The organism is Stenotrophomonas sp. GD03654, assembly GCF_029845105.1.
GTDB classification, from domain to species: Bacteria; Pseudomonadota; Gammaproteobacteria; order Xanthomonadales; family Xanthomonadaceae; genus Stenotrophomonas; species Stenotrophomonas africana.
Genome location: NZ_JAOCLC010000034.1, coordinates 1 through 24,700 on the forward strand (window position 1 = coordinate 1; position 24,700 = coordinate 24,700).

25 protein-coding genes are annotated in these 24,700 nt (G+C 62.7%); 14 read left to right on the forward strand and 11 right to left on the reverse strand.

Annotated elements, in window-relative coordinates:
• Positions 1 to 23 precede the first annotated feature (23 nt).
• Genes N5J73_RS13455 through N5J73_RS13465 form a run of 3 tightly spaced genes read right to left on the reverse strand, consistent with a single transcriptional unit; the run spans position 24 to position 1,907 of the window.
• Complete coding sequence (locus N5J73_RS13455) at positions 24 to 491, reverse strand: DUF6079 family protein (RefSeq protein ID WP_235924374.1); 468 nt, start codon at positions 489 to 491, stop codon at positions 24 to 26.
• Positions 492 to 514: 23 nt separating this feature from the next.
• A complete protein-coding gene (gene brxF / locus N5J73_RS13460) occupies positions 515 to 988 on the reverse strand; it encodes a BREX-3 system P-loop-containing protein BrxF (RefSeq protein ID WP_114249777.1) in 474 nt (157 codons plus the stop codon).
• 4 nt (positions 989 to 992) lie between these two features.
• Positions 993 to 1,907 carry a WYL domain-containing protein gene (locus N5J73_RS13465; RefSeq protein WP_114249778.1) on the reverse strand — a complete coding sequence of 305 codons (915 nt, stop codon included), beginning with the start codon at positions 1,905 to 1,907 and terminating at the stop codon, positions 993 to 995.
• 279 nt (positions 1,908 to 2,186) lie between these two features.
• On the opposite strand from N5J73_RS13465, the gene N5J73_RS13470 reads away from it, so the two are divergent.
• The 4 genes from N5J73_RS13470 (at position 2,187) to N5J73_RS13485 (ending at position 7,044) form a co-directional block, all read left to right on the forward strand.
• Positions 2,187 to 3,077 carry a LysR family transcriptional regulator gene (locus N5J73_RS13470; RefSeq protein ID WP_023112390.1) on the forward strand — a complete coding sequence of 297 codons (891 nt, stop codon included), beginning with the start codon at positions 2,187 to 2,189 and terminating at the stop codon, positions 3,075 to 3,077.
• Between the two features lie 134 nt (positions 3,078 to 3,211).
• The gene (locus tag N5J73_RS13475; protein WP_023464296.1) at positions 3,212 to 3,529 is read left to right on the forward strand and encodes a helix-turn-helix transcriptional regulator; all 318 of its coding nucleotides are present in this window, start codon (positions 3,212 to 3,214) and stop codon (positions 3,527 to 3,529) included.
• Positions 3,522 to 4,553 carry an AAA family ATPase gene (locus N5J73_RS13480; RefSeq protein ID WP_279941072.1) on the forward strand — a complete coding sequence of 344 codons (1,032 nt, stop codon included), beginning with the start codon at positions 3,522 to 3,524 and terminating at the stop codon, positions 4,551 to 4,553. The genes N5J73_RS13475 and N5J73_RS13480 overlap by 8 nt, the downstream gene beginning before the upstream one ends.
• Positions 4,554 to 4,635: 82 nt before the next feature.
• Positions 4,636 to 7,044 carry a S8 family peptidase gene (locus tag N5J73_RS13485; RefSeq protein ID WP_279941073.1) on the forward strand — a complete coding sequence of 803 codons (2,409 nt, stop codon included), beginning with the start codon at positions 4,636 to 4,638 and terminating at the stop codon, positions 7,042 to 7,044.
• Positions 7,045 to 7,142: 98 nt separating this feature from the next.
• Here N5J73_RS13485 and N5J73_RS13490 read toward each other — a convergent pair whose 3' ends face one another.
• On the reverse strand, positions 7,143 to 7,448 hold the full coding sequence (locus tag N5J73_RS13490; RefSeq protein WP_003158903.1) for a helix-turn-helix transcriptional regulator: 306 nt from the start codon (positions 7,446 to 7,448) through the stop codon (positions 7,143 to 7,145).
• A 121-nt stretch (positions 7,449 to 7,569) separates the two neighbouring features.
• Here N5J73_RS13490 and N5J73_RS13495 point away from each other — a divergent pair, with 121 nt between their 5' ends.
• On the forward strand, positions 7,570 to 8,211 hold the full coding sequence (locus N5J73_RS13495; protein WP_003158902.1) for a substrate-binding domain-containing protein: 642 nt from the start codon (positions 7,570 to 7,572) through the stop codon (positions 8,209 to 8,211).
• 290 nt (positions 8,212 to 8,501) lie between these two features.
• On the opposite strand, the gene N5J73_RS13500 is transcribed toward N5J73_RS13495, so the two are convergent.
• Genes N5J73_RS13500 through N5J73_RS13510 form a run of 3 tightly spaced genes read right to left on the reverse strand, consistent with a single transcriptional unit; the run spans position 8,502 to position 11,605 of the window.
• Complete coding sequence (locus tag N5J73_RS13500; RefSeq protein WP_049447490.1) at positions 8,502 to 9,974, reverse strand: acyl-CoA dehydrogenase family protein; 1,473 nt, start codon at positions 9,972 to 9,974, stop codon at positions 8,502 to 8,504.
• On the reverse strand, positions 9,968 to 10,396 hold the full coding sequence (locus N5J73_RS13505; RefSeq protein WP_049447489.1) for a thioesterase family protein: 429 nt from the start codon (positions 10,394 to 10,396) through the stop codon (positions 9,968 to 9,970). The genes N5J73_RS13500 and N5J73_RS13505 overlap by 7 nt, the downstream gene beginning before the upstream one ends.
• A 27-nt stretch (positions 10,397 to 10,423) precedes the next feature.
• Positions 10,424 to 11,605, reverse strand: coding sequence for a YbfB/YjiJ family MFS transporter (locus N5J73_RS13510; protein ID WP_049447488.1), 1,182 nt, complete (start codon positions 11,603 to 11,605; stop codon positions 10,424 to 10,426).
• Positions 11,606 to 11,727: 122 nt separating this feature from the next.
• On the opposite strand from N5J73_RS13510, the gene N5J73_RS13515 reads away from it, so the two are divergent.
• The 6 genes from N5J73_RS13515 to N5J73_RS13540 all read left to right on the forward strand — a co-directional run bounded on the left by N5J73_RS13515 (position 11,728) and on the right by N5J73_RS13540 (position 17,005).
• Entirely contained in the window at positions 11,728 to 12,753 is a 1,026-nt protein-coding gene (locus tag N5J73_RS13515; RefSeq protein WP_049447487.1) for a helix-turn-helix domain-containing protein, read from the forward strand.
• Positions 12,754 to 12,820: 67 nt separating this feature from the next.
• The gene (gene rimK / locus N5J73_RS13520) at positions 12,821 to 13,699 is read left to right on the forward strand and encodes a 30S ribosomal protein S6--L-glutamate ligase (RefSeq protein ID WP_005410807.1); all 879 of its coding nucleotides are present in this window, start codon (positions 12,821 to 12,823) and stop codon (positions 13,697 to 13,699) included.
• A 247-nt stretch (positions 13,700 to 13,946) separates the two neighbouring features.
• The gene (locus N5J73_RS13525) at positions 13,947 to 14,423 is read left to right on the forward strand and encodes a hypothetical protein (protein ID WP_049447486.1); all 477 of its coding nucleotides are present in this window, start codon (positions 13,947 to 13,949) and stop codon (positions 14,421 to 14,423) included.
• Between the two features lie 89 nt (positions 14,424 to 14,512).
• On the forward strand, positions 14,513 to 14,986 hold the full coding sequence (locus N5J73_RS13530; protein WP_049447485.1) for a hypothetical protein: 474 nt from the start codon (positions 14,513 to 14,515) through the stop codon (positions 14,984 to 14,986).
• A gap of 8 nt (positions 14,987 to 14,994) precedes the next feature.
• Positions 14,995 to 15,672 (forward strand): response regulator transcription factor, encoded by a 678-nt coding sequence (locus N5J73_RS13535; protein ID WP_005410804.1) that lies wholly within the window; start codon positions 14,995 to 14,997, stop codon positions 15,670 to 15,672.
• Between the two features lie 4 nt (positions 15,673 to 15,676).
• Entirely contained in the window at positions 15,677 to 17,005 is a 1,329-nt protein-coding gene (locus N5J73_RS13540) for a HAMP domain-containing sensor histidine kinase (RefSeq protein WP_080354893.1), read from the forward strand.
• A gap of 300 nt (positions 17,006 to 17,305) precedes the next feature.
• Here the strand turns inward: N5J73_RS13540 and coaE are convergent, their stop codons facing one another.
• From coaE to N5J73_RS13555, 3 genes are read right to left on the reverse strand one after another with little or no spacing between them, the layout of a single operon-like run.
• A complete protein-coding gene (coaE, locus tag N5J73_RS13545; RefSeq protein WP_049447483.1) occupies positions 17,306 to 17,917 on the reverse strand; it encodes a dephospho-CoA kinase in 612 nt (203 codons plus the stop codon).
• 11 nt (positions 17,918 to 17,928) lie between these two features.
• Positions 17,929 to 18,792 (reverse strand): A24 family peptidase, encoded by an 864-nt coding sequence (locus tag N5J73_RS13550; RefSeq protein ID WP_049447482.1) that lies wholly within the window; start codon positions 18,790 to 18,792, stop codon positions 17,929 to 17,931.
• An 8-nt stretch (positions 18,793 to 18,800) separates the two neighbouring features.
• Entirely contained in the window at positions 18,801 to 20,060 is a 1,260-nt protein-coding gene (locus tag N5J73_RS13555; RefSeq protein ID WP_049447481.1) for a type II secretion system F family protein, read from the reverse strand.
• Positions 20,061 to 20,420: 360 nt separating this feature from the next.
• Here N5J73_RS13555 and N5J73_RS13560 point away from each other — a divergent pair, with 360 nt between their 5' ends.
• The 3 genes from N5J73_RS13560 to pilB all read left to right on the forward strand — a co-directional run bounded on the left by N5J73_RS13560 (position 20,421) and on the right by pilB (position 23,185).
• Positions 20,421 to 20,858 carry a pilin gene (locus N5J73_RS13560; RefSeq protein ID WP_049447480.1) on the forward strand — a complete coding sequence of 146 codons (438 nt, stop codon included), beginning with the start codon at positions 20,421 to 20,423 and terminating at the stop codon, positions 20,856 to 20,858.
• A gap of 111 nt (positions 20,859 to 20,969) precedes the next feature.
• On the forward strand, positions 20,970 to 21,389 hold the full coding sequence (locus N5J73_RS13565) for a pilin (protein ID WP_049447496.1): 420 nt from the start codon (positions 20,970 to 20,972) through the stop codon (positions 21,387 to 21,389).
• A 65-nt stretch (positions 21,390 to 21,454) separates the two neighbouring features.
• Positions 21,455 to 23,185 (forward strand): type IV-A pilus assembly ATPase PilB, encoded by a 1,731-nt coding sequence (gene pilB / locus N5J73_RS13570; RefSeq protein ID WP_049447479.1) that lies wholly within the window; start codon positions 21,455 to 21,457, stop codon positions 23,183 to 23,185.
• Positions 23,186 to 23,290: 105 nt separating this feature from the next.
• Here the strand turns inward: pilB and N5J73_RS13575 are convergent, their stop codons facing one another.
• A complete protein-coding gene (locus tag N5J73_RS13575; RefSeq protein WP_049447478.1) occupies positions 23,291 to 24,664 on the reverse strand; it encodes a sigma-54 dependent transcriptional regulator in 1,374 nt (457 codons plus the stop codon).
• Positions 24,665 to 24,700: the final 36 nt, after the last annotated feature.

The following is a 24,700-nucleotide window of genomic DNA, read 5'->3' on the forward strand; positions in this document are numbered from 1 at the left end:
CCTACAGCTTGCGGCAGGTTGATTTATGCAACAACGCCGGCGGTCGGGAAGGTGTAGTCGACGCCGAGCTTTTCGAGGAAACGCTCAAGCTGCAGGGTGATGATCTGGCGCAGCGGCATCTGCAGGCCACCCACCTCGATACGCAGCACCTTGAAGCGACCGGCGATCGGGGCAACCGCTTCGGCGACCTTCGGGTGGCGGATCATCGGTGCGTAGGCAGCGTCTTCGGCCACCAACGACAGCACGGACATCAAGTGCGACTTACCGGTGCCGTAGTTGCCGACGATCAGCACGCCCTTGTGATCGACCGAGTCGTCAAAACTGAGCTGGGGAACCATGAGCTTGGAGATCCGCTCGGCCATGTCGTCGGAGATGACATAGGTCGCGACGAGCTTCTTGGCCTCGTCCGGGCGCCCGGCATCGAGCAGCTGAATGACTGACTCGATCTGCTCGAACTGGATCAGATCTCCGTATTTCATGTTCTTGGCCATATGGTTCTCTCTTCCCCGTAGCGTCAAATTTCGAGTACGACCACGCCGTCACGGCTGTAGTCACGATGTTCTTGGTGGCTCATGTCGGCGTAAACCAAGCGGTCGCCGCGCAGCTCGCCAGGCCAGACGGCCACGACGCGCTTGGAGTGAGCCAGCCGCCTGACAAGGTCAAGCGGGTTGATCTGCAGGCTGGGCTCGAACAACAACTCGAGGTTGTCGAGCAACAGCGGGGCTTCAGTTCGTTCCCCGAATGGTTCAAGTTGCGCGATCTCCCGCAGCAGTTCGCCTGCCGAGAAGCCGCGCTTGTTGTTCGGTGTGGCTGCCAAACGGCGCCCCAACTCCAGGCCGACGTTGAGCGGCTCGATGTTGAGCTTGGCGCTGAGTTGGCGCAGCAGTTGGGTCTTGCCACTGCGGCTGGGACCGACCAGCAGGATCAACTTGCTGTTGAGGTCGCCGATTTCGCCGATGAGTCGTTCGAGTTTTGCGAGCATGCTCATTCCCTCAGTCCGACTCGGCTTCGAGCCGCTGTTGATCAGGGGAGCGGTAGCCCGGCGCCAGCACGGCATTGCGCACACCGTAGATGGCCAGGTGGTCCTTCAGCCACAACCGGTACTCGTGCCCGCGCAAGCTGTGGTCGGGCGTGCAGTCCACACTCCATTGGCGCAGGATGTAACCGGCGGTGGCTGCCCGCAGCTTCATCCGCAGCACGCCACCCTGCATGCTGTAGTCCATCTCGGTGATCTCCGGCCGGGGTTGATCCGGGTGCGGCACCAGCTCCAGCTCGACGATCCGGGTCCACTGAATGTCCTGGTCGCTCATCTCGTGGGGCGCCACTGGCTGCCCCTTGAGCACCACCGGGCGCTTGATCCGGGTGATGACGAAATCCCGGAACTCCTGCGACTTCCGGTCGAAGGCGCGGACGTGCCAACGGAGGCCGTTGTCGATCAGCGCGAACGGGACGATCTCCCGCGCGGTGCGACCGCTGGAGATGGAGTGGTACTCGATGCCGAGCGGGCACTCGTAATGAATGGCCCGAGTGACGCTCGCCAAGATTGTTAGGTCAGGGTGAGTGAGCCGGGACGGGCTCTCGCTGGCCACCCACGCCTTGATGTGCATCGGTTCACCGTCGCCAAACCCCTGGGTCAGCCACGACAACACTCGCTCGGGTGGGAAATCGAAGATCGGCTGGAAGCTCGAACCCAGGACGTAGAACTTGCCTTTGCCGTCGTAGTCGATATTGCCCGGAGCCAAGTCCTTGTACAGCGCCAGGTCCCTGGACGCGGCAGCGGACTGGATACCAAAACGCGCGACCAAGTCCTGGCGGCGCATCTCCCCAATGAAGCGCAGACGCAATTCCACGAACGCGAGACGGTCACGCTGTGGCTGGGTGAGATCGGCAAGCTGTTGGTGGGGCATCCTGACTGGCTCGTTCGGGTTAGCGAATGCTCGTGTAAATTTCTGCAAAAAGTATATGGTCTGCGTGGAAAGACGTCTATAAATCTAAGTTGATTCACTAGTTAGCTGCATTATGATAACCATTTTTGAGATGCAAATGAGTGATCCTGCGTGGACTGGCAGGCGCTTCAGTCCAGCGCAGCGCGCCAGGAGTGACGTGGACTGGACGTGCATCCAGCAGGTCACTGCGGACGAGAGCTGGTGCGAATAGATCGCTGATACGGAACAGGAGCACGGCCCATGGAACTGCGACACCTTCGCTGCTTTGTGGCTCTCGCAGAAGAGCTGCACTTCACACGGGCCGCAGAGCGCCTGCATATCGAACAGCCACCCTTGTCCCGCGCCATCAAAGAGCTTGAGGATGACCTGGGCGTGGTGCTCTTCGAGCGCAACCGCCGAGGCACGGTACTGACCGAAGCGGGTGCAACGTTCCTGCAAGATGTGCGCAGGGTGTTCGCCGTCCTCAAACAGGCTCAGGAGAACGTCCGGGCGGTCGCTGCGGGCTTGAGCGGAAGCCTTCGCATCGCCGTGTCCGACGGCGCAATCGATCCCAGGCTGTCGGCCCTCCTGGCCCGCTGCCGCGAGGAAGAGCCGGAGATCGAGATTCGCCTGTCCGAAGTGCCGTTGGCCGATCAGTTGCGTGGTTTGCGCTCAGGTGACTTCTCGATCGGGTTTGCGCACACGGCGGAAGTCGGCGACGACATCGTTACCGAGCCACTCTGGCACGATCCGCTGGTGGTAGCCGTGCCCGCCCGGCACCCTTTACTTTCACACAAGGCTGTTCCGCTGCATCAGCTTGCGATCTACCCACTGGTCTTATGTGACCCGCAGGCATGCGAAGGCTACCATCGTGAACTGGCGCGGCTGCTGCGGCCTTTGGAGCGTCCACCCGACGTCGCCGAGCACGTGTCGTCATTGGACATGATGCTCACCCTGGTCGGTGCCGGCTACGGGGTAGGCTTCATCACCGAAACCAGGATCGCGGCGAGCCTGCGCCCCGACGTGGTGATCCGCCCTCTGGCCATGGATTCCGCAGTCATCACGACCTACTTGCTACGGCCCGCCGGCGAGGACTCGCCGGTGTCGGTGGAGCGATTCATCGCGCGCCTGCGCGCGCACTCGGACGATTGATCCGCAGCGGCCAGGACTGGCTGCCTGAAGCCTGCCAGTGCGGTATCCGGAGGAGAAGTCTCGTCAATAATGTTCACTGGTGGTAAAATTCCAGGGTACTTACGCTCGTCGCAACCCGTGAGAAAGCAAGCGCCATGAATGTTGGACAAGCCATTCGACTGTGCCGAACGCAACGGGGCGTCTCTCAAAGCACCATTGCGAACCGAGCCAATTGCTCCGTGTCGTACTTGTCGATGCTTGAGAACAATAAGCGCGACCCGACACTTTCGACGGTTACAAGAATTGCCGAGGCATTGCATGTGCCTGTCGGCCTGCTGTTCGTTCTGGCTGCCGACCAAAGCGAACTGGGTGCGATAGACGAGCACGTCGCCGATCAGTTAATGCAGTCTGCGCTGGCATCACTGGGAGCATCGGCCAACATGACAGCGCAGGTGGGAGGCCACTATGGCTAATGCCGAACAACTCAAGGCGTTGGTGAAATCCCATATCGAGCGGGATGACCAGCATTTCTATTCTGTTGCCATGCAGGTCGCGGCCCGTGAAGCGAAGGTAGGTCACGGCAAGCTTGCCGAAGATCTCCGCGACATGATCGACGCGGCAAAAGCCCGTGTCTCGCCGGGTGGCCCCGAGGGCAAACTGGTGCCGTTGGCCCGTCCTCGCGGTGAGCTGGCAAACTTGCTGACGGTTTCCTATCCGAAGAATCGTCTGTCGGACATGGTGCTTGATGCGGAGATGGCCGAACAACTTGGTCGCATCATGAAAGAGCAGAGGCATCATTTGCGCATCCGCGAGCATGGCCTGTCGCCGAGACGCAAACTGCTGCTGGTCGGGCCTCCGGGCACCGGCAAGACGATGACCGCCTCTGTGTTGGCCGGTGAACTTGGCATTCCGCTGTTCTCCGTTCGACTGGATGCACTGATCACCAAGTTCATGGGGGAGACCGCCGCCAAGCTGCGTCAAATATTCGATGCCATCAATGATGTGCGAGGCGTCTACTTCTTTGACGAATTCGACGCCATCGGCTCACAAAGAGGGCTGGCCAATGACGTGGGTGAGATTCGGCGGGTACTGAACAGTTTTCTGCAAATGATCGAGAGCGACCAATCTCATAGCTTGATCGTTGCAGCAACGAACCATGTTGAGATCCTTGACTACGCGCTTTTTCGCCGATTTGATGACGTGATCGAGTATCGGCTCCCGAGCGCGCCGCAGGCCACCAAGCTGATCCAGTCGCGGCTTGGGAAGTTCGCGCCCAAGCCCTTTCCGCTCAAGGCCATCACAGCCAAGGCAGAAGGCTTGAGCTACGCGGAGATCAGACGTGCCGTAGATGAATCCATCAAGGAAGCCGTGATGCACGACGAGGAGCGCGTAAAAGCAGATGTGCTGACACGTGCTTTCGATGAGCGCCGCAAATTGAACCTCAGAATGAACAACAAGAAGGTCGCACCGAGCAATGCCGGATCAACTACAAGCTAAGCGCCCACATTTCATTCTTCGAGACACATCTCAAGCCGTCGAGTTCAAAGCGCACTCTGCTGGCGGTGGATCGACACGCAGCGTGCCGACGTTGCCCCGGCAGCAGCACGGTGCATCCCTTCGCGACCAGGTTGAAAACTTGAAGCCCGCTGCAGCAGAGGCGGTGCAAGGTCAGCGAGACCTGCAACTGGAAAGCGGGTTGGGCTTGCAAATCCAGTTTTCCAGCCAACCTGATGTCGAGTTGGCATTCGAGAGCTTGGCGAACGAAACCAGGAACATTGAACTTCTCAGTGTTCGCCGCGAAGGCAACCAGACCTTCGCCAATGTCTTCGTTCCTGATGGAAAGCTGGCGCACTTCGAGAAATACATATCCGACTATCTGGAGGAGAAGAAGGACAGTCGCGGTCAAGCGCGCGATCACCGGAAGCTGTTGGATGCCATCGAATCCATCCGAACTGCAGAAATCAGGGCTCTGTGGACTGACGCTCCCGAACTGCTGCCTGACGATCTTGCGACCGCCTTCTGGTGGGAGGTATGGCTTCCGGTTCGAGGGGCGGGGCAGCGGCAAGTCGTTGTAGAGGACTTCAAGAAGCTTGCTCGATTGGCGGAATGTGTCGTCAGTGACAAGCAGGTCAATTTTCCCGAACGCACGGTGTTGTTGATGTATGGGTCGCAGCAGCAGTTCTCGCGGTCGGTGATGACGCTGAACTGTGTCGCTGAACTTCGCTACGCCAAGGAGACGGCCGAGTTCTTCGACGGCATGGGCATCAGTGAACAACGGGAGTGGGCGGACGACTTGCTGCATCGCGCCCAGTTGAGGCCATCAGGCGACACCGCTCCGCGAGTCTGCTTATTGGATTCCGGCGTGACGCGCGCGCATCCGCTCTTGGAGCCGTTGATGGATGCGAGCGATTTGCATACCGTGGAGCCGGCCTGGGGCGTGGATGATGAGGCCAATCATGGCACTGGCTTGGCGGGCTTGGCTGCCTATGGCGATCTCACAGACGCCCTGGCGTCTGCGGATTCGATCAACGTCCCTCATCGGCTGGAGTCAGTCAAGCTGATACCGGCGGAAGGTGCGAATGAAGGCGATGCGCGCCACCATGCTTACCTTTTCATGGAAGGCGTTGCGCGGCCTGAAATCTCCGCTCCGAATCGGTCGCGCGTGTTCGCTTCGGCGGTGACAGCCTCGGACTACCGTGATCGTGGTCGTCCTTCCTCGTGGTCTGCTGCCGTCGATAGCCTTGCTGCGGATACCGATGGGGTCGGTGAAAGCCCGCGTCTGTTCGTGCTGTCCGCCGGCAACACGCGCGACCCCAATGCATGGGCGGGGTATCCAGATAGCCTTTCCACCAATCTCGTGCATGACCCTGGCCAGGCATGGAACGCGATCACGGTGGGCGCTTTTACCGACAAGATCGACACGGAAGGTCATCCTTCCTTGAAGCCCGTTGCCGAAGCCGGCGGCCTCAGCCCTTTCACGACAACAACCAGGACGTGGGATCGCGCATGGCCCTTGAAACCCGAAGTGGTGCTGGAAGGAGGCAATGCAGCCAAGGATGAGCTGGGGGCGGTAGGCATGGCCAGCCTGAACTTGTTGACGACCCATAACCAGCCGTTGGATCGCTTGTTCACTACCAGCAATGCCACCAGTGCCGCATCGGCATTGTGCGCGGGAATGGCGGCGCAGATCATGGCGGCCTATCCGCACCTCCGACCTGAAACCGTGCGTGCGTTGCTGGTACATTCGGCGCAATGGAGCGAGGCCATGCGGGGGATGTTCTTGCCCGCAGCGCCCAACAAGGACGACTACGTTCACCTGATTCGCCATTGCGGCTGGGGAACCCCGGACTTGAACCGCGCGCTCTGGAGTGCGGGAGACTCGCTGACCCTACTGGTTGAAGACGTGGTGCATCCTTATGCAAAGGTTCAGGGCAAGGGCATCGTGACGCGCGACATGAATCTGCACTCCTTGCCTTGGCCGAAGGATGAGTTGGAGGCGTTGCAGGACACGCCCGTCGAGATGCGCATCACGCTCTCCTACTTCATCGAACCCAATCCATCAGCGCGTGGTGTTGCATCAAAGTATCACTACCCTTCGCATCGCCTGCGATTTGATGTGCAGCGTCCGCTTGATGCATCCACCGAGAATTTTGTCGCACGGGTGAATGCGGCAGCGCAGCGCGAGGATGAGGGTGACCCTGTGAACCCCTCAGATCCCAATTGGCTGTTGGGCGAACGGCAGCGGCATCGTGGTTCGCTGCATCAGGATGTCTGGAAAGGTACGGCGGCTGACTTGGCCAGCCGTGGCTTCATTGCTGTGTATCCTTCGGCTGGGTGGTGGCGGACACGGCCTGCGCTGGAACGTTATGGCCTGCCGGCGCGATATAGCTTGGTGGTATCCATTCAGACCCAGCAGACGGACGTTGATCTTTACGCTGCTATTTCCCAGAAAATCCCTGTGGCTAATGTTGTGGTTGTCGATACGTAAGAGGCATTCCAGTGTTCCGCTGTCGGGCTAAGCACCCGCCCGGCGCCGTTGGCTGCGACAGCTTGCGCTGCCAATATCCGAAAAGACACTTACGACCGCTATGCCGAATCTTGCGGCTCACTGCCCGCGCTGAGGTTCTTTTCAGTCGCGGCCATCAATTCGCTGGCGCTTATCCCGAGTGCGGCAGCGATTTTCAGTATCAAAGGCAGCGTCGGCACATGCTCCCCGCGTTCGATCTTGCCCATGTGCGAACGCGATATTCCCGCCTGATACGCAAAATCGTCTTGAGCGACCCCCTGCGCGACGCGAGCGGCACGCACGGCCCGCCCGAAAGCTAATGCTGGTTCGGATTCATATGTGGGTGTGCCAGGTGGACGACCTGGCTGAATAGTAAGCTTCTGCATCAACAGAAGCGTCAAACAATCCTCTTAAATTAACCACGTTAAATATATAGACGTTAAACTTCTCTCTTTACTATGATGCTGGTTTGCCCTTGACCTGCTTCGTCGCTTCTGTAGGTTCTCCGTGGACAACATCACCAGCCAACCCGCCCACCTCAGGCTTGCGATTGCGCCAGGCGTATCGTCATCTCAGCTCTCGGCGCTGCTCGCGCTGCAACGAGCGGAAGAACCCGAGGTCAGCATCACGTTCTTTGAAGTGGCAGGTGACGAGCTGCTTGATGGGCTTCGTGAAGGCCGCTACGACGTGGGAATGTCGCTTCAAGGAGCGAGCGATCCGGCCCTGGAAACCCAGCCCTTGTGGATTGAGCACATGGCCGTTGCGATACCGCTGAGGCTTCCCTTGCTTGAGCAGGCATCGCTCACCATCGCCGACCTCCAGAACTATCCGATCTTTCGCTGGGAGGCTGAGACCTGTTCTTCGCTGGATCGTCGGCTGCTCGCGCGTCTGCCTGCTGACCCGCAGAACCTTCAGTACGTGACTTCCTTCGAGATGATGGCGCTATGGGTTTCTGCCGGCTACGGTGTCGGGGTATCCGCACAATCGCGTATCAAGCACGCCCCTGGATGGGGAGTCAGCATGCGACCACTGGACGACGGCCCCTACGAAATCGTGGCGCACCTGCATAGGCCCCAGGGGCAAGCGAACCCTGTTTCCGAACGGTTCGAGCGCAGGGCACTGCAGATCGCAAAAGCGCTCCCTTCCTGATCGCAGTGGCTGTCGGTAGCTGCCAGCAGAAGGCGGTGGATTTATGCCTTTCGCCAAGAGGGGTGATGTGGTACATTCAGAGGCCACTTCTGGTTTTAATAACCAGAAAAAATCTTTATTAATCAATGGGTTGGCTGCCTTGGGTGATTCCCTTCGCCCGCTCCATCCTGCGGTCCGGGCCAGTATCAGACGCTCCGAGGTTCCGCACAGCCTGTGGTTCAATGTGTAGTTTCCACGTTGCTGCGCCACGCGGTCCTGCCACAGCTGCCCGTGATCGACGCTGTTTCATGCTATGCGTCGCTCTGCACGTAATCGAGCTCTTCCCGCAGCGCATTGAGATTGAGCATCAGCAGTTTTGACGCCTGTCGGATGTCGCGACGGTCGTAGCGTGCCTGTGACTCGTGGTCGCGCGCCACCAGACCCGCTCCGGGCATCTGGTGCAGGCGCTGTGCGCAGCGCACCAGGCAGTCCAGCCCGAAGACCCGCGACAGCATCCGCCCCAGAACAACCCGGCCTGCCTGGCTGAGGTGCTGCGTATCGATGTCGTCGAACTGGGGTGCCTGAGCCGCAGCGAAGCGGCTGTAGGGGTTGGCCTGCAGGACGTCGCGCAGATTCGCGAACCCGCCAACATGCATCTCATGCAGGGCGATGTCTGCCAGGTGTTGGCACAGCAGATCATTGGTTCCATCGAAGATCGTGTACACCCGTGCATCCAGCAGGGCGTGTGCAGCGATGTTGTCCGCGCCGGTGCGGTAGCCTTCTCCGCCGCACAGCTGTTGGTAGTCGATGGCGGAATCCAGCATCAGTTCCGACGACAGCACCTTGGTGGCCAGGGAGGCGAACATGCTGCCGGAGATATCGCAGGTGTAGTCTTCTTCAAGCAGAAGGTGGTGGTAAAGCGCGTTGCAGATCACGTAGTGGTTGCGGATGCGCGACACTTTGTAGCGCACGTATCCGATGTCATACAGGGAGCCTTCGCCGATCTGTCGGTTCTGCGTCTGCGACAGCGCTTCCCGGTAGAGACGGCGCAGAAAGCCGCTGGACATGGCCGCCTTGCTGAACCTCGACGCGCACAGGATCTCGGCTGTATCCCCCAGTCCCGTGCGACGCTTGTCGAGCCGCCGGTGGGGGGCGACCCGGATATCGATTTCGTTCAGCCCGTATCCCAGGTTCTTCAGGCCAAGGCTGTCGTAGACCTCGGTGGTAACGAAGCCACCGTCCGAGCGCCGGTGCACGAAGTAGCCGAACTGTTTTCCGGCGTACTGGCGGGCGCACACGATCCACCAGTCTGCCTGTGCGCTGAAGGCCTGCCAATGCTTGCTGCCCCGCACGTAGTAGCTGCCATCCTGTTCTTCGTAGGTGGTCTTCATGCGCGACAGGCTCGAGCCATGCTCCGGCTCGGTGAAGGCGATGCCGCCGATCACGGGGTTTTCGAGGAAGTCCTCGAAGACCTCTGCCTGCAGCCGGGACGATCCGCTGAGCGCTACGTTGCGCAGGAAAAGCACGGTTACGATCATCGTGTACATGCCCAGCGGCAGGTTGTACTCCGACATCATTTCAATCACTTCGCACATTTCGCGGTGGTTGTGCCGCCCCTCGTGCGCCACCGGAATAGCGGGCAGGCAGATGCCCTCGTCCATCAGCTGCGCCCTGCGCTCCTTGGGTAGCGGCTCCTGCGGCAGCGTATTGCTGTCGAACACGGGCAGCACGTTCTGGATCTGCCGCAGGAAGCTCTCGGTGTCGCGGTGGGTCTTGTTCAGCATGATGGTTCCTTCATCGCAAGTGATTGGGCGTACTCCTCGGTGAAGAAGATCGACAGGGCGCGTCGTCGCGCGCCGTCGATCTCCTGCGCAGCGTTGGCGGTGTAGTCGAAATGGACCATCACGCAGCGTCCGCTGGCGACCTGCTGGCCGCATTGGAAGGCGTTCTGCACGATGGACAAGGACGACCGGCCGATCGCATCAATGCGGGTGTCGATCTCGACGTCGTGCTCTGCGCGGATCTGTTTCAGGAAGTCGATCTCGTAACGGCGCAGGATCAGACTGAGATCGCGCATGTTTCCGGTTTGGCTGAAATGCAGGAAGATCGGAAGGCGGCCATGCTCGAACCACACCGGCAGCGCGGTGTTGGTGACATGCCCGAGCACATCGACTTCGGAAAATCGCGGGGAGATGACAATGCGCACACGGAGCTCCTTGGAGGCTGGTGAGGTTCATCCGGCGCCGCGCGGGGCGCGTGCCGCCCACGGCAGGGCGACGGCGGCGACATGCAGCGCGGCACTGAGCCATAGCGCTCCATCCAGACCGGTACGATCGGCCACTGCGCCGGCGGCCACAGGACCGATGGCCTGGCCGGCGGCGAAGGCAAGGTTGAACAGGGCCATCGCGCGGCCTATGCGCGCCGCAGGCAGGTTCTGCCGGACAAGGACCGCGATGGCGGCTGCAGCGATGAAGACGCTTGAGCCGAACACCGCAGCGGAAACAAACAGGCCCGTCGTGCCGCCCAGCAACGGTGCCAGCGTGCCCAGCAGTGACACCGCGCAGCACGCTGACAGCACGTGCGCGCCAGGCCATGCACCCAGCGCGCGCCGCCAGAGCATTCCCGAACACAGGATTGCGATGCCCAGCACCGTCCACACGGCGATGCCCTGCTGCCAGGACAGTCCGTGGTCGCGCAGCCACGCAAAAATGAAAGTGAGATAGATGATGTAGCCACCGGCCCAGCAGAAGTAGGCTGCCAGGCAGGCGCCCAGGTGCCGAAGTGGCAGCGGCGCAGGGTCGTGGCCTTCAGTGACGGCGGTTGATTCCTGTATCCGGCCGGCCAGTGTCATTGGCCATATCGAGGCGAGAAGCCCAACGGCTCCCAGCACCAGCCACGCCGTTGGCCAGGTTGCGGCCCCATGGATGGCCAGCAGCGGCGCCACGGCCAGGCCCGCGGCAATGATCCCGATGCCGGCGCCTCCGAAGAACAGACCGGTTGCCGCTCCGCGACGGTTGGGTGCATGCCGGTAGTGCAGCAGCACGAGCGTGCTGCCGCAGGCCGAGACCCAGGCAGCGCCGACGCCGTTGAGCACGCGTTGGGTGCTCAGCCAGGGCAGGGCACCGCTGGCGCCGGTCACGGCGAGAGTGAACACGCACAGCCCCAGGCCTGCCTGGAACAAGCGGCGTGCGCTGACCCGGTGCAGAAGCGCATAGGCGGTGCCTGCTCCAAGCACATAGCCGAGCGCATTTGCCGTGTTGAGCCAACCCGCCTGCGCATAGGTCCATTGCAGATCCTCGCGCATGGCGGGAAGCAACAGTGCGTAGGCAAATCTTCCCAGGCCGTTGGCAACCGCCATCGACAGGCACAGGGCGAAGGCTGGCCACAGTGATGGCAGTACTGCAGGCGAGCCCATCAACACCGTGCTGCGTGGCTCTGTCTGCATTGCTCAAGCCCCCGATGTGATGACCGCGTGACTTATTAAAGCGTTGCTGGTCTACACTGTGAGGTGTCTTGATTGACAAAAAACAATCCAGAATGGACAAACCTGAGTTCATCATCGCGGTGCTCGACGGGACGTTGGCCGCCAGCGTGGGCGCGACACTCGATGTACTGGATTTCGCCAATCGCTCGGCCGAGCGCCTCGGTCAGCCGGCGCTGCGCTGGCGAGTAGCAGGCAGCCGTCGCCAGTTGCGGTTGAGCAATGGCATGACGCTGAAGGCCGATCCGCTGTCCAGCATCAGCGATGGGGCTGCCGGCGTACTGGTCATCCCCAGCCTGGGGCTGGACGGCATGCTCGATGCCAACGGGCACGAGCCATGTGGACTGGATGCCCGCTACACCGACGGTATTGCATTGCGCCGGTTGGCCATGCCGGATGCCCAGCATCTGGCACGCTTGGCTGCCCACTTCCACGCGAGCGGGGGCAGGGTGTGCGCCAGCTGTTCGGGGGTGCTGGTGCTGGGGGAGGCCGGATTGCTCGACGGCCGTCGTGTCACCAGTCATTGGGCATTGGCGGGCCTGCTGCGTAGGCGTTTCCCGCAGGCACGGCTGGATCCGGCCTGCATGGTGGCAGAGGAGGGGCGACTGACCACGGCAGGGGCAGCAATGGCACAGATGGATCTGATGCTGCACCTGGTGCGCCAGTACTCCGGGCGTGACGTGGCCGAGGCGGTCATGCGTTTCCTGCTGGTGGACAGCCGCACCACCCAGGCGCGCTACATGGCCTGGCAGGATGCCGACCACGATGACGACACCGTGCGCCGTTTCGAATCGTTGATCGAAACCAGCCTGCCGCATGCTCTGGGCATGGAAGAAGCGGCGCGGCGCCTGCACCTGACGGCGCGTACCCTGGCCCGACGCGTCCATCGGGTTACCGGCAGTTCGCCACGGGTGCTGGTGCAGACGGTACGGATGCGGACGGCTCAGCGGCTTCTGGAGCGGACAGATCTTTCGGTGGAGGATGTGGCCGAGCGGGTTGGCTATGCCAATGCAACGTCGCTGCGGAAGCTGACGTTGAAGATGACGCAGCTGACACCGGCACTGTTGCGCCAGCGGCTCTGAGTACATCCATCATCGCAGCGCCACACGCCCGCGCTATGCTGCGCGCCTGCCGCCCGATCCTGCCGCGATGAAGCTCGCCATCCTGTCCCGCAACAGCTCCCTGTATTCCACCCGCCGGCTGGTCGAGGCGGCGCGCGCGCGCGGCCACACCGTGCGCATCCTGGATCCGCTGCGCTGCTACATGCGCATCGCCGCCGATGGTTTCTCGATGCACTACAAGGGGCGGCCGATGACCGGCGTGGACATGGTCATCCCGCGCATCGGTGCCTCCATCACCCGCTATGGCACCGCGGTGCTGCGTCAGTTCGAATTGATGGGCGCGCGCACGCCCAACCCGTCCGATGCGATCCTGCGTTCGCGCGACAAGCTGCGCGCGCACCAGTTGCTGGCGGCCAAGGGGATCGACATGCCGGTCACGGTGTTTGGCGACAACCCCGATGACACCGTCGACCTGCTCTCCATGCTGGGCCCGCCGCCGCACGTGGTGAAGCTCAACGAGGGTACCCAGGGGCGTGGCGTGATCCTCACCGAGAAGGCCAGTGCTTCACGTGGCATCGTCGAGGCCCTGCGCGGGCTGTATGCCAATTTCCTGATGCAGGAGTTCATCGGCGAGGCCAAGGGCGCCGACCTGCGCTGCTTCGTGGTCGGTGACCAGGTGGTGGCCTCGATGCAGCGGCAGGCGCCGGAAGGTGACTTCCGCTCCAACCTGCACGCCGGCGGCACGGCGGTGGCCGCCAAGGCCAGCCGTGCCGAGCAGCAGGTGGCGGTGCGTTCGGCCAAGGCGCTGGGCCTGTCGGTATGCGGGGTGGACCTGATCCGCTCCGCCCGTGGCCCGCTGGTGCTGGAGGTCAACTCCACGCCGGGGCTGGAAGGGATCGAAGCCGCCTGTGGGGTGGACGTGGCGACACGCATCATCGAGCACGTCGAGAAGCTTAAAAAGCCCTGATCGTTCAATCGCTTGCGATTCTCATGGGCGAATGAGGCCTGGTTTAACACGCCTTTAATCGGCCCCGGCGTAGCCTTCAGCGAACCGCAGCTCTGCCTCTCAGCAGGATCGGTATCGGGATACAACTTCAGACCCAGGCGGGGGCACCGCCTGGGTCTTTTTTATGCCCACTGCAGGCCCCTTGTGGAGGCAACGTGACGACCGTAGAGTGGCGCCCATCGTTCCTGGATGGATCCGGAGGCTGGCGATGTACCGCATCACGATGATCGCGTTGTTGCTGGGGTTGTCTGGTGCTGCCTCTGCCAGGCCGGAGAAGACCGCCATACAGATGGACGGGCAGGCACCGGTGGCCGAGCAGGTCCGGCGGGTTGAGAAGGCCCTCGACGACGGCGAATACAGCGAGATTTCCGCTGACGACCGTGCCCAGGTGCAGCAGGCCCTGGCGCGCATCACCCAGCGCATGGGGGACCACCGCACGCTTCAGGAGCTTCCGCCGCAGGTCCAGGCGGAGGTCTTCAACGACCAGGAGCGGATCAACACCGTTCTTGTCCGGGCGCATGAAGACAGCCGCCAGATCTGCCAGCACACCCGCACCACCGGCAGCAACATGCCCAAAAGCCGCTGCCTGACCGTGGCCGAGCGCCGTCGGATCGAGGAAAAGGGCAAGGCACTGCTGAACGACCAGCGCACCTTCAACAACTTCAACCCCGCTACCAACCGCTAGGCCGGCCGACGCCCCTGCGCATGGCACTTGCTGGCGTGAAGGTGGTGCGAATACAGTCAGCACTCAACTCAAACAAGGATTCGTTTGTCATGAAGTCCCTTCTGATGTCGGCGGTCCTGATTTCGGGCCTGACCCTGGCCACCGCCGCCTCCGCATCGAACCAGGCCGGTGAGGTCTTTATCCCGGGCAAGCCGCTGCAGCAGCAGATCGAGCGCATCGAAATCGAACTCAACGATGGCGAGACCTACAGCGAACTGAAGCAGACCGACCGAAGCCGCGTGCGCGAAGCGCTGGTGCGCATGCGTACGGCCGTCGAGCAGCATCCGAACCGTGATTCGATGCCTGAACAGGTACGAACCGATGTCTTCAACGACCAGCAGATCGTGAACACGGTTTTGACACAGGCACGTGAAGATAGTCGTCTAATATGCCAACGTGAAAAGGCCACGGGTTCAAACCGGGCTACGACGCAGTGCATGACCGTTGCCGAGCGCGCCCGGCGGAAGGACAAGGCACAGCGTGATATGGGCCAGGCCCAGCGCGTTGGCAAATTCGTCAATTAGAGGTGACAGTGAGAATCCTGGTAATCGAAGACAACAGCGACATTGCGGCCAACCTGGGCGACTACCTGGAAGACCGGGGGCACACCGTAGACTTCGCGGCTGACGGGGTTACCGGTCTGCATCTGGCCGTGGTGCACGAGTTCGACGCGATCGTGCTGGATCTCAACCTGCCCGGCATGGACGGCATCGAAGTCTGCCGCAAGCTGCGCAATGAAGCGCGCAAGCAGACCCCGGTACTGATGCTGACCGCCCGCGATTCGCTGGACAACAAGCTGGCCGGCTTCGATTCCGGCGCGGACGACTACCTGATCAAGCCGTTCGCGCTGCAGGAAGTGGAAGTGCGTCTGAACGCCCTGTCGCGTCGCGGCAAGGGCGTGCAGACCCGCGTGCTGGAAACCGGCGATCTGGAATACAACCTGGATACGCTGGAAGTGCGCCGCCAGGGCAAGCTGCTGCAGCTCAACCCGACCGCGCTGAAGATCCTGCAGGCACTGATGGAAGCGGCCCCCGCCGTGGTGACCCGCCAGGAACTGGAAACCCGCGTGTGGGGCGAAGAACTGCCCGACTCGGACTCGCTGCGCGTGCACATCCATGGTCTGCGTGCGGTGGTCGACAAGCCGTTTGAAGTGCCGCTGATCCAGACCCGCCATGGCATCGGATACCGCATCGCCACCCCGGAAGCCTGATTCGGTGGCAACCAAGGGGGAGCGCCGGCGCACGCCCTATCGGCGGCGCCTGCGCAGCCGCATCATCGTGTCGTTCGTGTTGTTGGGCTTCTGCCTGACAACACTGTTCGCGTTCGCCACCAACTGGGCCCGCATGCGGGTGGAGAACCAGTTGGTGGAAGACGTGATCAACCACAACATCGAAGAGTACGCGCGCCGCTTCTACGAGCATCCGGGGCGCAATCCGGCGGTGCCCGTGCAGCAGATCCGGGCGTACGCCTACTCGGCGGACAAGTTCGACAAGGCCCGCGAATCCTGGCCGCAGTGGGCCGACCTGCAGAATGGCAACTACAACCTGAGCGGCACCGACGAGCAGGGGCAGCCGTACGCTTACAAGCTGGCGGTGCGCAAGGCTGACGACGCCTGGTTCTTCCTCGCCTATGACATGACCGACAGCGTGCGCGGCGGCAAGCAGCTCAACCGCGCGCTGGTGCTGTCGGTGCTGGTGTTCAGCGTGCTGTCGCTGGTGCTGGGCTGGTGGTCGGCATCGAAGGTGATGAAGCCTGTGTCGGATCTGGCCGCGCGGCTGCGCGCCTACCGCGGCGGCACCAGTGATCCCGAACCTCTGGCGCCACGTTTCCCCGACGACGAAGTGGGGCAGCTGGCCCAGGCACTGGACGACTATTCGTCGCGGCTGACCGAGGTGGTACAGCGCGACCGCGAGTTCAATGCAGACGTCAGCCACGAGCTGCGCACGCCGCTGGCGGTGATCCGGGGTGCCACCGAGCTGCTGCTGACCCGGCCCGGTCTGGACGAAAAGGTGCTGCAGCGCCTGCAGCGCATCCAGCGTGCCGAGCAGCAGTGCAGCGATCTGATCGGTGCGCTGCTGCTGCTGTCGCGCAACGAGCGCGGGCAGGGCACCAGCAACGTCGCCCGCGTGGCGGAACAGCTGCTGGACGCGCACCGCGCGCAGCTGGGCGGCAAGCCGCTTGAGCTGGCGCTGGAGGGCGAGCGCAACCTGGTGATCGATGCGCCCGAGGCGGCGCTGTCGGTGGCACTGGGCAACCTGATCGGCAACGCCGTGAAGTACTCGCAGGATGGCGAGGTTCGCGTGTTCGTCGGCACCAATTCGGTGTCGGTAACCGACAGTGGCCCGGGCCTGAGCGAGGAAGATGCAGCCAAGCTGTTCCAGCGCGGGTACCGCGGTACCCATGCCGGGCACTCGCAGGGCGGCGGTATCGGCCTGTCGATCGTCAGCCGCCTGTGCGATCTGTACGGCTGGCAGGTGAGCGTGCGCCCCGGTGGCGAGCGTGGCGTGATCGCCACCCTGACGTTCTCGCCGAAGCCCTTGTAAAGGGCACCTGCTTTGGTGGGTGCCGACCTTGGTCGGCACGAACCCTGCCGACCTTGCATCGCGCCCTGTGTCGCTTGTGCCACTGAATCCCCCGCAAGCGAGCATCGCATCACTGGCCCAACACGACACCACCGTGATCGCTGCCGCGCCCCGCGCGTGTTCCGGCGCACGCATTGGCAAGCCCGCGCCGCACTTGGGCTTGATGGTCGCAGCCGAGCATGGGCTCGGCTCTACAGCAGATCCCCAGATCCACGCGAGGATTCGCTTCGGTAGTGCCGGCCGCTGGCCGGCAACCAGGCCTCAACCCCTGGCCAACCCCAGATACCGCGCATGCAACTGTTCCACCTGCACCTGCAGGTCCTCCGGCTGCCCATCATTGACCACCACGTCGTCGGCCAGCGCCAACCGCTGTGCGCGGCTGGCCTGCGCAGCAATCATCCGGTCGGCCAGTGCGGCATCAATGCCATCGCGCTGCATCAGCCGGGCGTGCTGCACGGCCTCCGGCGCATCCACCAGCAGCACCCGGTCCAGCCAAGGGTAGGCCTTCCGTCCCCCCACCTCGGTCAGCAGCGGAATGGCCGCAATCGCATAGGGGCTCTCAGCCTGCTCGCACTGCTGCTGCATCAGCAGGCGGATGGCCGGGTGGGTAATGGCTTCCAGCGCCGTCCGCTCGGCCGGGTCGGCAAACACATGGGCGCGCAGGCGGGCCCGGTCCAGGTCGCCATCGGCCAGCAGCATGTCGGCGCCGAAACGCTCGGCAATGCGGGCCAGCGCCGGGCTGCCGGCGGCCACCACGGCGCGGGCGGCCAGATCGGCGTCGGCCACCACGATGCCCAGCGCCTCGAAGCGCCGGGTTACTTCACTCTTGCCCGAGGCGATGCCACCGGTCAGGCCAACCACATAGCGGCTCATGGGGACTCCCCTCAGCGCAGCCCGCTCATCACCATGTACTGCTCCACCAGCGGCGCACCCCACATGAAGTACAGCCAGCCGGCAACGGCCAGGTAGGGGCCGAACGGGATGGGCGTGGCGCGGTCACGGCCCCGGCTGTACAGCCAGATCGAGCCGATGATGGCGCCCAGCACCGACGACAGCAGGATGATCGGCAGGATGCCCTTCAGGCCGCACCAGGCGCCCAGCGCCGCCAGCAGCTTGAAATCGCCATGGCCCATGCCTTCCTTGCCGGTCAGCTGCTTGAACAGCCACCAGACCGTCCACAGCGACAGGTAACCCACCGCCGCGCCCACCAGGGCAGGCTTGGCCGGCATGTACAGATTGTCGATGCTGCCTATCAGGCCCAGCCACATCAGTGGCAGGGTCAGCTGATCGGGCAGCAGCTGCGTGCGCAGGTCGATGCCGGACAGGGCGATCAGGAAACAGGTCAGCACGATCGCGCCGAAGCCCTGCCAGCCGAAACCGAACTGCCAGACGCAGGCCAGCACCAACACCGAGGTCAGCGCCTCCACCAGCGGGTACTGCAGCGAGATCGGCGCCTTGCAGTGGCGGCACTTGCCGCCCTGGATGATCCAGCTGAACAGCGGGATGTTCTCGTACCAGCTCAGCTTGTGCTTGCAGTGCGGGCAGTGCGACGGCTCGACCACGATCCCCGGTGGGGGTGGTTCATAGAAGTCCGGTTCCTCCAGGACTTCGCGCGCATCGCGCTTCCACTGCCACTCCAGCCGCTTGGGCAGGCGCAGGATGACCACGTTCAGGAAACTGCCCAGCAGCAGTCCCAGGGCGGCCGCGGCGGGGTAGCCGAGGCCGGGATGCTGGTCGAGAAATGCCATTGTTACCTTTAGCCGACGACGGCGCCGAGTTTGAAGATGGGCAGGTACATGCCGATGACCATACCGCCAACGACGATGCCGATGAAGATCATGATCATCGGTTCGAGCAGGCTGCTCAAGGCGTCAACGGCATTGTTGACCTCCTGCTCATAGTACTCGGCAACCTTGAACAGCATCGAATCCAGTGCGCCGGCCTCTTCGCCGATGCCGGTCATCTGGATGACCATGTGCGGGAACAGGTTCAACTGCTTCATGGCCATGTTGACCGGGTAGCCGACTGAGACGTCGTCGCGCATGCGCAGCACAGCCTCTTCGTAGACCTTGTTGCCGGTGGCGCCGGCCACGATGCCTAGCGCCTCCACCAGCGGCACGCCGGCTTTGAAGGTCACCGCCGTGGTCCGGGCAAAACGGGCGATGGCACTGTTGTGCATGATCTGGCCGATCACGGGCACTTTGAGGATCAAGCGATCCATGGTGTGTTGCATGTTGGGTGATCGTTTGTAGGCCATGGTGAAACCTACAACGGCGCCAATCGCTACGATCGCCATCAGCCACCACCAGGAAACCATGAAGCGTGACAGGTCCACGATCATCTGGGTAAACGCAGGCAGGTCCGCGCCGAAGCCGCGGAAGACTTCTTCAAACTGCGGTACGACGAAGATCAGCATGATGGCGCTGACCAGTAGCGCAACCACCACAACCATGGCCGGGTAGAACAGCGCCTTCTTGATCTTGCCCTTCAGCGCTTCGATGTTCTCTTTGTAGGTGGCGACGGTGTCCAGCACCGTTTCCAGTACGCCCGCGCCCTCACCGGCCCGGACCAGATTCCGATAGAGCTCGTCGAACTGCACGGGATGCTTGCTGACCGCCTCATACAGCGAGGAACCGCCCTCGATATCGGCGCGGATCCCTTCCACCATCTTCTTCATGCGTGGGTTCTTGTGCCCACTGGCAATGATGTCCAGCGCCGAAACGATCGGCACACCGGATTTCATCATCGTCGCCATCTGACGGCTGAAGAAGGCAATGTCCTTCGGCGTAACCTTGCTGCCGGCTGCTCCGAACAGTGGTTTAGGCTTGGGCTTTACCGTGCCGGGGTTGATGCCCTGGCGCCGTAGTTCCGCACGCAGCAGGTTCGCGTTCTTGGCGACCTGCTCCCCTTTCATCTTCACGCCCCGCTTGTCGGTCCCCTCCCAGACAAACGGTTGCAGCTCCGTGGTGGCGCGCGCCACGGGCTCCTTCTTGATCGCACTGCGACTGACAGACATGTTGGCTCCCCAAGGCCCGCCATCCCCAGGCGGGCATCATGACCGGCGATGGTAGCGGGTTCGGGGCCGTCCGGGGAGTGTGCCAACGTGACGCTGCGCTGGTTTTTTGACCTGCGAAGACGAAAGGTGACGCACCGCGTCACATTGCCGCGTCCATCGCAGATTCGGCCAGAGGGGGTTCCCATCGGCGAAATTGCTGCCATCATGGGGGCGGGGAAATCGGGGAGGCGCTGCCATGGGAGATTGGCACGTAACCTGCGTTGATCCACCCACGGGGACGGGTAGCCTGCTCAACCGGCCACTTGGCCGGCTGGCCGCCACCCCGACATCAACCACCACTTATCTTGGGGACGTACCACCATGAAGAACCAGAAGGGCTTCACCCTGATCGAATTGATGATCGTCGTTGCGATCATCGCGATCCTGGCCGCCATTGCCATCCCGCAGTACAACGATTACACCGCGCGCGCCCAGCTGACCGAGGCTTTCACCTTGGCTGGTGGCCTGAAGACCCCTGTCGCTGAAGCTTATGCTCAGGATAGTGCCACGACGTCCTGTGCAGTTCCGACGGGCACCGTTACCTCGGGTAAGTATGTGACCAGCATTACGCCGACGGGCGCTGCCGATAGCTGCAAAATTGTTGCCAAGATGAAGAGCTCTGGCGTCAACGACAAAGTCAAGGATGCCGAAATTACTCTGACCTATAAGCCTTCGACTGGCGAATGGACCTGCAATAGCAGCGTCAATGCTGCATTGACGCCGAAGGCATGCACTGCTGCTGCTGCTGGCGGCGGCTAATAAGAGTCAAGGCTTCTTTGGCTCGATAGAGCCCCGGCCGAGCCGGGGCTTTTTTTTGGCATCAACCCTGCTTTGCAGGGAATATCCATCTGCGCGTTGGGGAGCGCCTCCATGAACAAGCAATCCGGTTTCACTCTGATCGAATTGATGGTCGTTGTAGCCATCATCGCCATCCTTGCAGCTATCGCTATCCCGCAGTACAACAACTACACCGCGCGCAGTCAGCTTTCCGAGGCCATTGTGCTTTTAGGTGGTCTGAAGACGCCGGTGGCCGAGCAATTCTCCAATAGCAACGGCGCTACTTCCTGCGCCCTGCCGGACAGCGCAGTCGTGACCGGCAAGTATGTCAGCGGTATCGCGGCGACAGCGGCGGTTCCTTGTGTCATCACGGCGACGATGAAGGCCGCAGGTGTGAACGACAAAGTGAAGTCCGCTACTGTCACCATTACCTATGCCGCGAATTCCGGCATATGGGACTGCAAGACCGATGCCCCGGCTGAAGTAGCTCCCAAGGGCTGTCCTCACGGTTGATACCGTTGGGCATTCCGCGGGAGTGGCGTGTGGGGTAGGCTGCGCGGGGGAGTAGGAGTACACAGATGAACACAATTGTTACCGCCAACCTCGTCGGCATCACCGGTCTAGCCCGCCGCCTGGTTCAGGACGGTGCCCTGGACGAGGCCACCGCCCGCGACGCCATGGCCAAGGCCACCGCCGCTCGCCAGCCGCTGCCTACGTGGTTCGCGCAGAACAAGCTGGTCAGCGCTTCGCAGCTTGCCGCCGCCAATGCGGTCGAGTTCGGCATGCCCCTGTTCGACGTGTCCACTTTCGATGCCAGCCAGAACGCGATGAGCCTGGTCAGCGAGGAGCTGCTGCGCAAGCACAACGTGCTGCCGCTGTTCAAACGCGGCGGCAAGCTGTTCGTGGGTACCAGCAATCCAACCCATGCGTTGGATGAGATCAAATTCCACACCAATCTGGTGGTGGAACCGATCCTGGTCGATGAAGACCAGATCCGCCGTACCCTGGAGCAGTGGCACGCCAGTCATGATGCCATCGGCAACTCCCTGGGCGGCGATGAGGAGGGTATTGGAAACCTGGAAGTTGCGGCCGGTGATGAGGATCTTGGTAGCAGCGGCGACTCCGGCATCGACGCCAAGGGTGACGACACCCCGGTGGTGAAGTTCGTCAACAAGGTGCTGGTCGACGCGATCCGCAAGGGCGCATCGGACATCCACTTCGAACCCTACGAAGACGATTACCGCGTGCGCCTGCGCATCGACGGCTTGCTGAAGATGGTGGCGCGCGCGCCGGTGAAGTTGAACCAGCGCATTGCCGCGCGCCTGAAGGTGATGGCGCAGCTGGACATCGCCGAGAAGCGCGTGCCGCAGGACGGTCGCATCAAGCTCAACCTGTCCAAGACCAAGCAGATCGACTTCCGCGTCAGCACGCTGCCGACCCTGTTCGGCGAGAAGGTGGTGCTGCGTATCCTCGATGGCAGCGCGGCCAAGCTGGGTATCGACAAGCTGGGCTACGAGCCGGACCAGCAGAAGCTGTTCCTGGAGGCCATCCACAAGCCGTACGGCATGGTGCTGGTGACCGGCCCCACCGGTTCGGGCAAGACGGTGTCGCTGTACACGGCGCTGGGCATCCTCAATGATGAGACGCGCAACATCTCCACTGCCGAGGACCCGGTGGAAATCCGCCTGCCCGGCGTCAACCAAGTACAGCAGAACAACAAGCGCGGCATGACCTTCGCCGCGGCACTGCGCTCGTTCCTGCGACAGGATCCGGACATCATCATGGTCGGCGAAATCCGCGACCTGGAGACGGCCGAGATTGCGATCAAGGCGGCGCAGACCGGCCACATGGTGCTGTCCACGCTGCATACCAATGATGCGCCGCAGACCATCGCGCGCCTGATGAACATGGGCATCGCGCCGTACAACATCACCAGCTCGGTGACGCTGGTGATCGCGCAGCGCCTGGCGCGCCGGTTGTGCGGCAACTGCAAGCGCCCGGCGAATCTGCCGGAGCATGCGCTGCTGGCCGAAGGCTTCACCCAGGCGCAGCTGGACGCAGGCATTGAGCTGTACGAGGCGGTGGGGTGCGATGAGTGCACTGAGGGCTACAAGGGCCGTACCGGTCTCTACCAGGTGATGCCGATGACCGATGAGATCGCTACGATCGTGCTGGCCGGTGGCAATGCACTGCAGATTGCCGAGGCGGCGCAGCAGATCGGGGTGAATGACCTGCGGCAGTCGGCGTTGAAGAAGGCGGCGGCGGGTGTGACCAGCCTGGCCGAGATCAATCGCGTTACCAAGGATTGAGGTAGAGCCGAGCCCATGCTCGGCTGAGGGACCGAAGAGCAGCCGAGCGTGGGCTCGGCTCTACAGTAGATCCACGCCATGCGTGGATGGCGCGGTCCCGACCGCTTACTCCATCCCCAGCTTCTTCAGCTTGTAGCGCAGTGCGCGGAAGGTAATCCCCAGCTGCGCAGCGGTGCGGGTCTTGTTCCAGCGGTTCTCTTCCAGCGCGCGCTGGATGGCGCTGCGCTCCAGCTGCTCGATGTACGAGGGCAGGGCGGCGCTGCCGGGCTGCAGGTCGGCCACGGCTTCGGCGGGCGCGGCACTGCCCGGCGCACGCGGCGCGTGTTGCGGCAGGCGCAGGTCATCGGCGCCGATGCAGTCTTCCTCGGCCAGGGCCAGCGCGCGTTCCAGGATGTTCTCCAGTTCGCGCACGTTGCCGGGGAAGGCGTACTGCGCCAGTGCCTCCAGCGCCGAAGGCGCCAGCAGCGGAGTAGCACGGCCGTGGCTGCGGGCCAGGCGTGCCAGTACCGCGGCGGCCAGTTCCGGCAGGTCCTGGCGGCGCTCGCGCAGCGGCGGCACCCTCAGTTCGATCACGTTGATGCGGTAGTACAGGTCGTGGCGGAAGCGCCCGTCCTCGACCAGCTCGGCCAGGTCCTTGTGGGTGGCCGAGAGGATGCGTACGTCCACCGGCTCCTCATTGGCCGCACCGACCGCGCGCACCGACTTCTCCTGGATCGCGCGCAGCAGCTTGACCTGCATCTGCAACGGCAGCTCGGCCACTTCGTCCAGGAACAGGGTGCCGCCGTGCGCAGCTTGGAACAGGCCGGGCTTGTCGGCATGGGCGCCGCTGAAGCTGCCCTTGCGATGGCCGAAGAACTCGCTCTCCATCAGTTCGCCGGGAATGGCGCCGCAGTTGACCGGTATGAACGGTCCGGCCGCACGTGCGCCCTGGGCATGGATGGTGCGCGCGACCAGTTCCTTGCCCACGCCCGATTCACCGAGGATGTAGACCGGCGCCTGGCTGCGCGCAACCTTGCCGATGGTGGTGCGCAGCACGTCCATGGCCGGCGAAGCACCCAGCAGGCGTGCGCCTTGTTCGGCTGCAGGGCCGGGCACGGGACGTTCGGTGTTGTTGAGTTCCAGCGCATGCTTGACCAGGCCGCGCAGCACCGAGATGTCCACCGGCTTGCTGACGAAGTCGAAGGCGCCGGCCTTCAGTGCTTCCACCGCCAGGTCCATGCTGCCGAACGCGGTGATCATCGCCACCGGCGTGCGTGGGTAGTGCTGGGCGATCTCGCTGACCAGCTCGATGCCGTTGCCGTCCGGCAGCCGCATGTCGGTGATGCACAGATCGTACGGATTGCTGGCGAGCAACTCGCGTGCTTCGGCCAGGTTGGCGGCAGTACTGATGCGCAGCCCCATGCGGCCGAGGGTCAGTACCAGCAGTTCGCGGATGTCGCGTTCATCGTCGACGACGAGGGCGCTGCGGGTTTCGTTCATGGGCGTGAAAGATAAACGAGGGGGCTGGAAGCGACA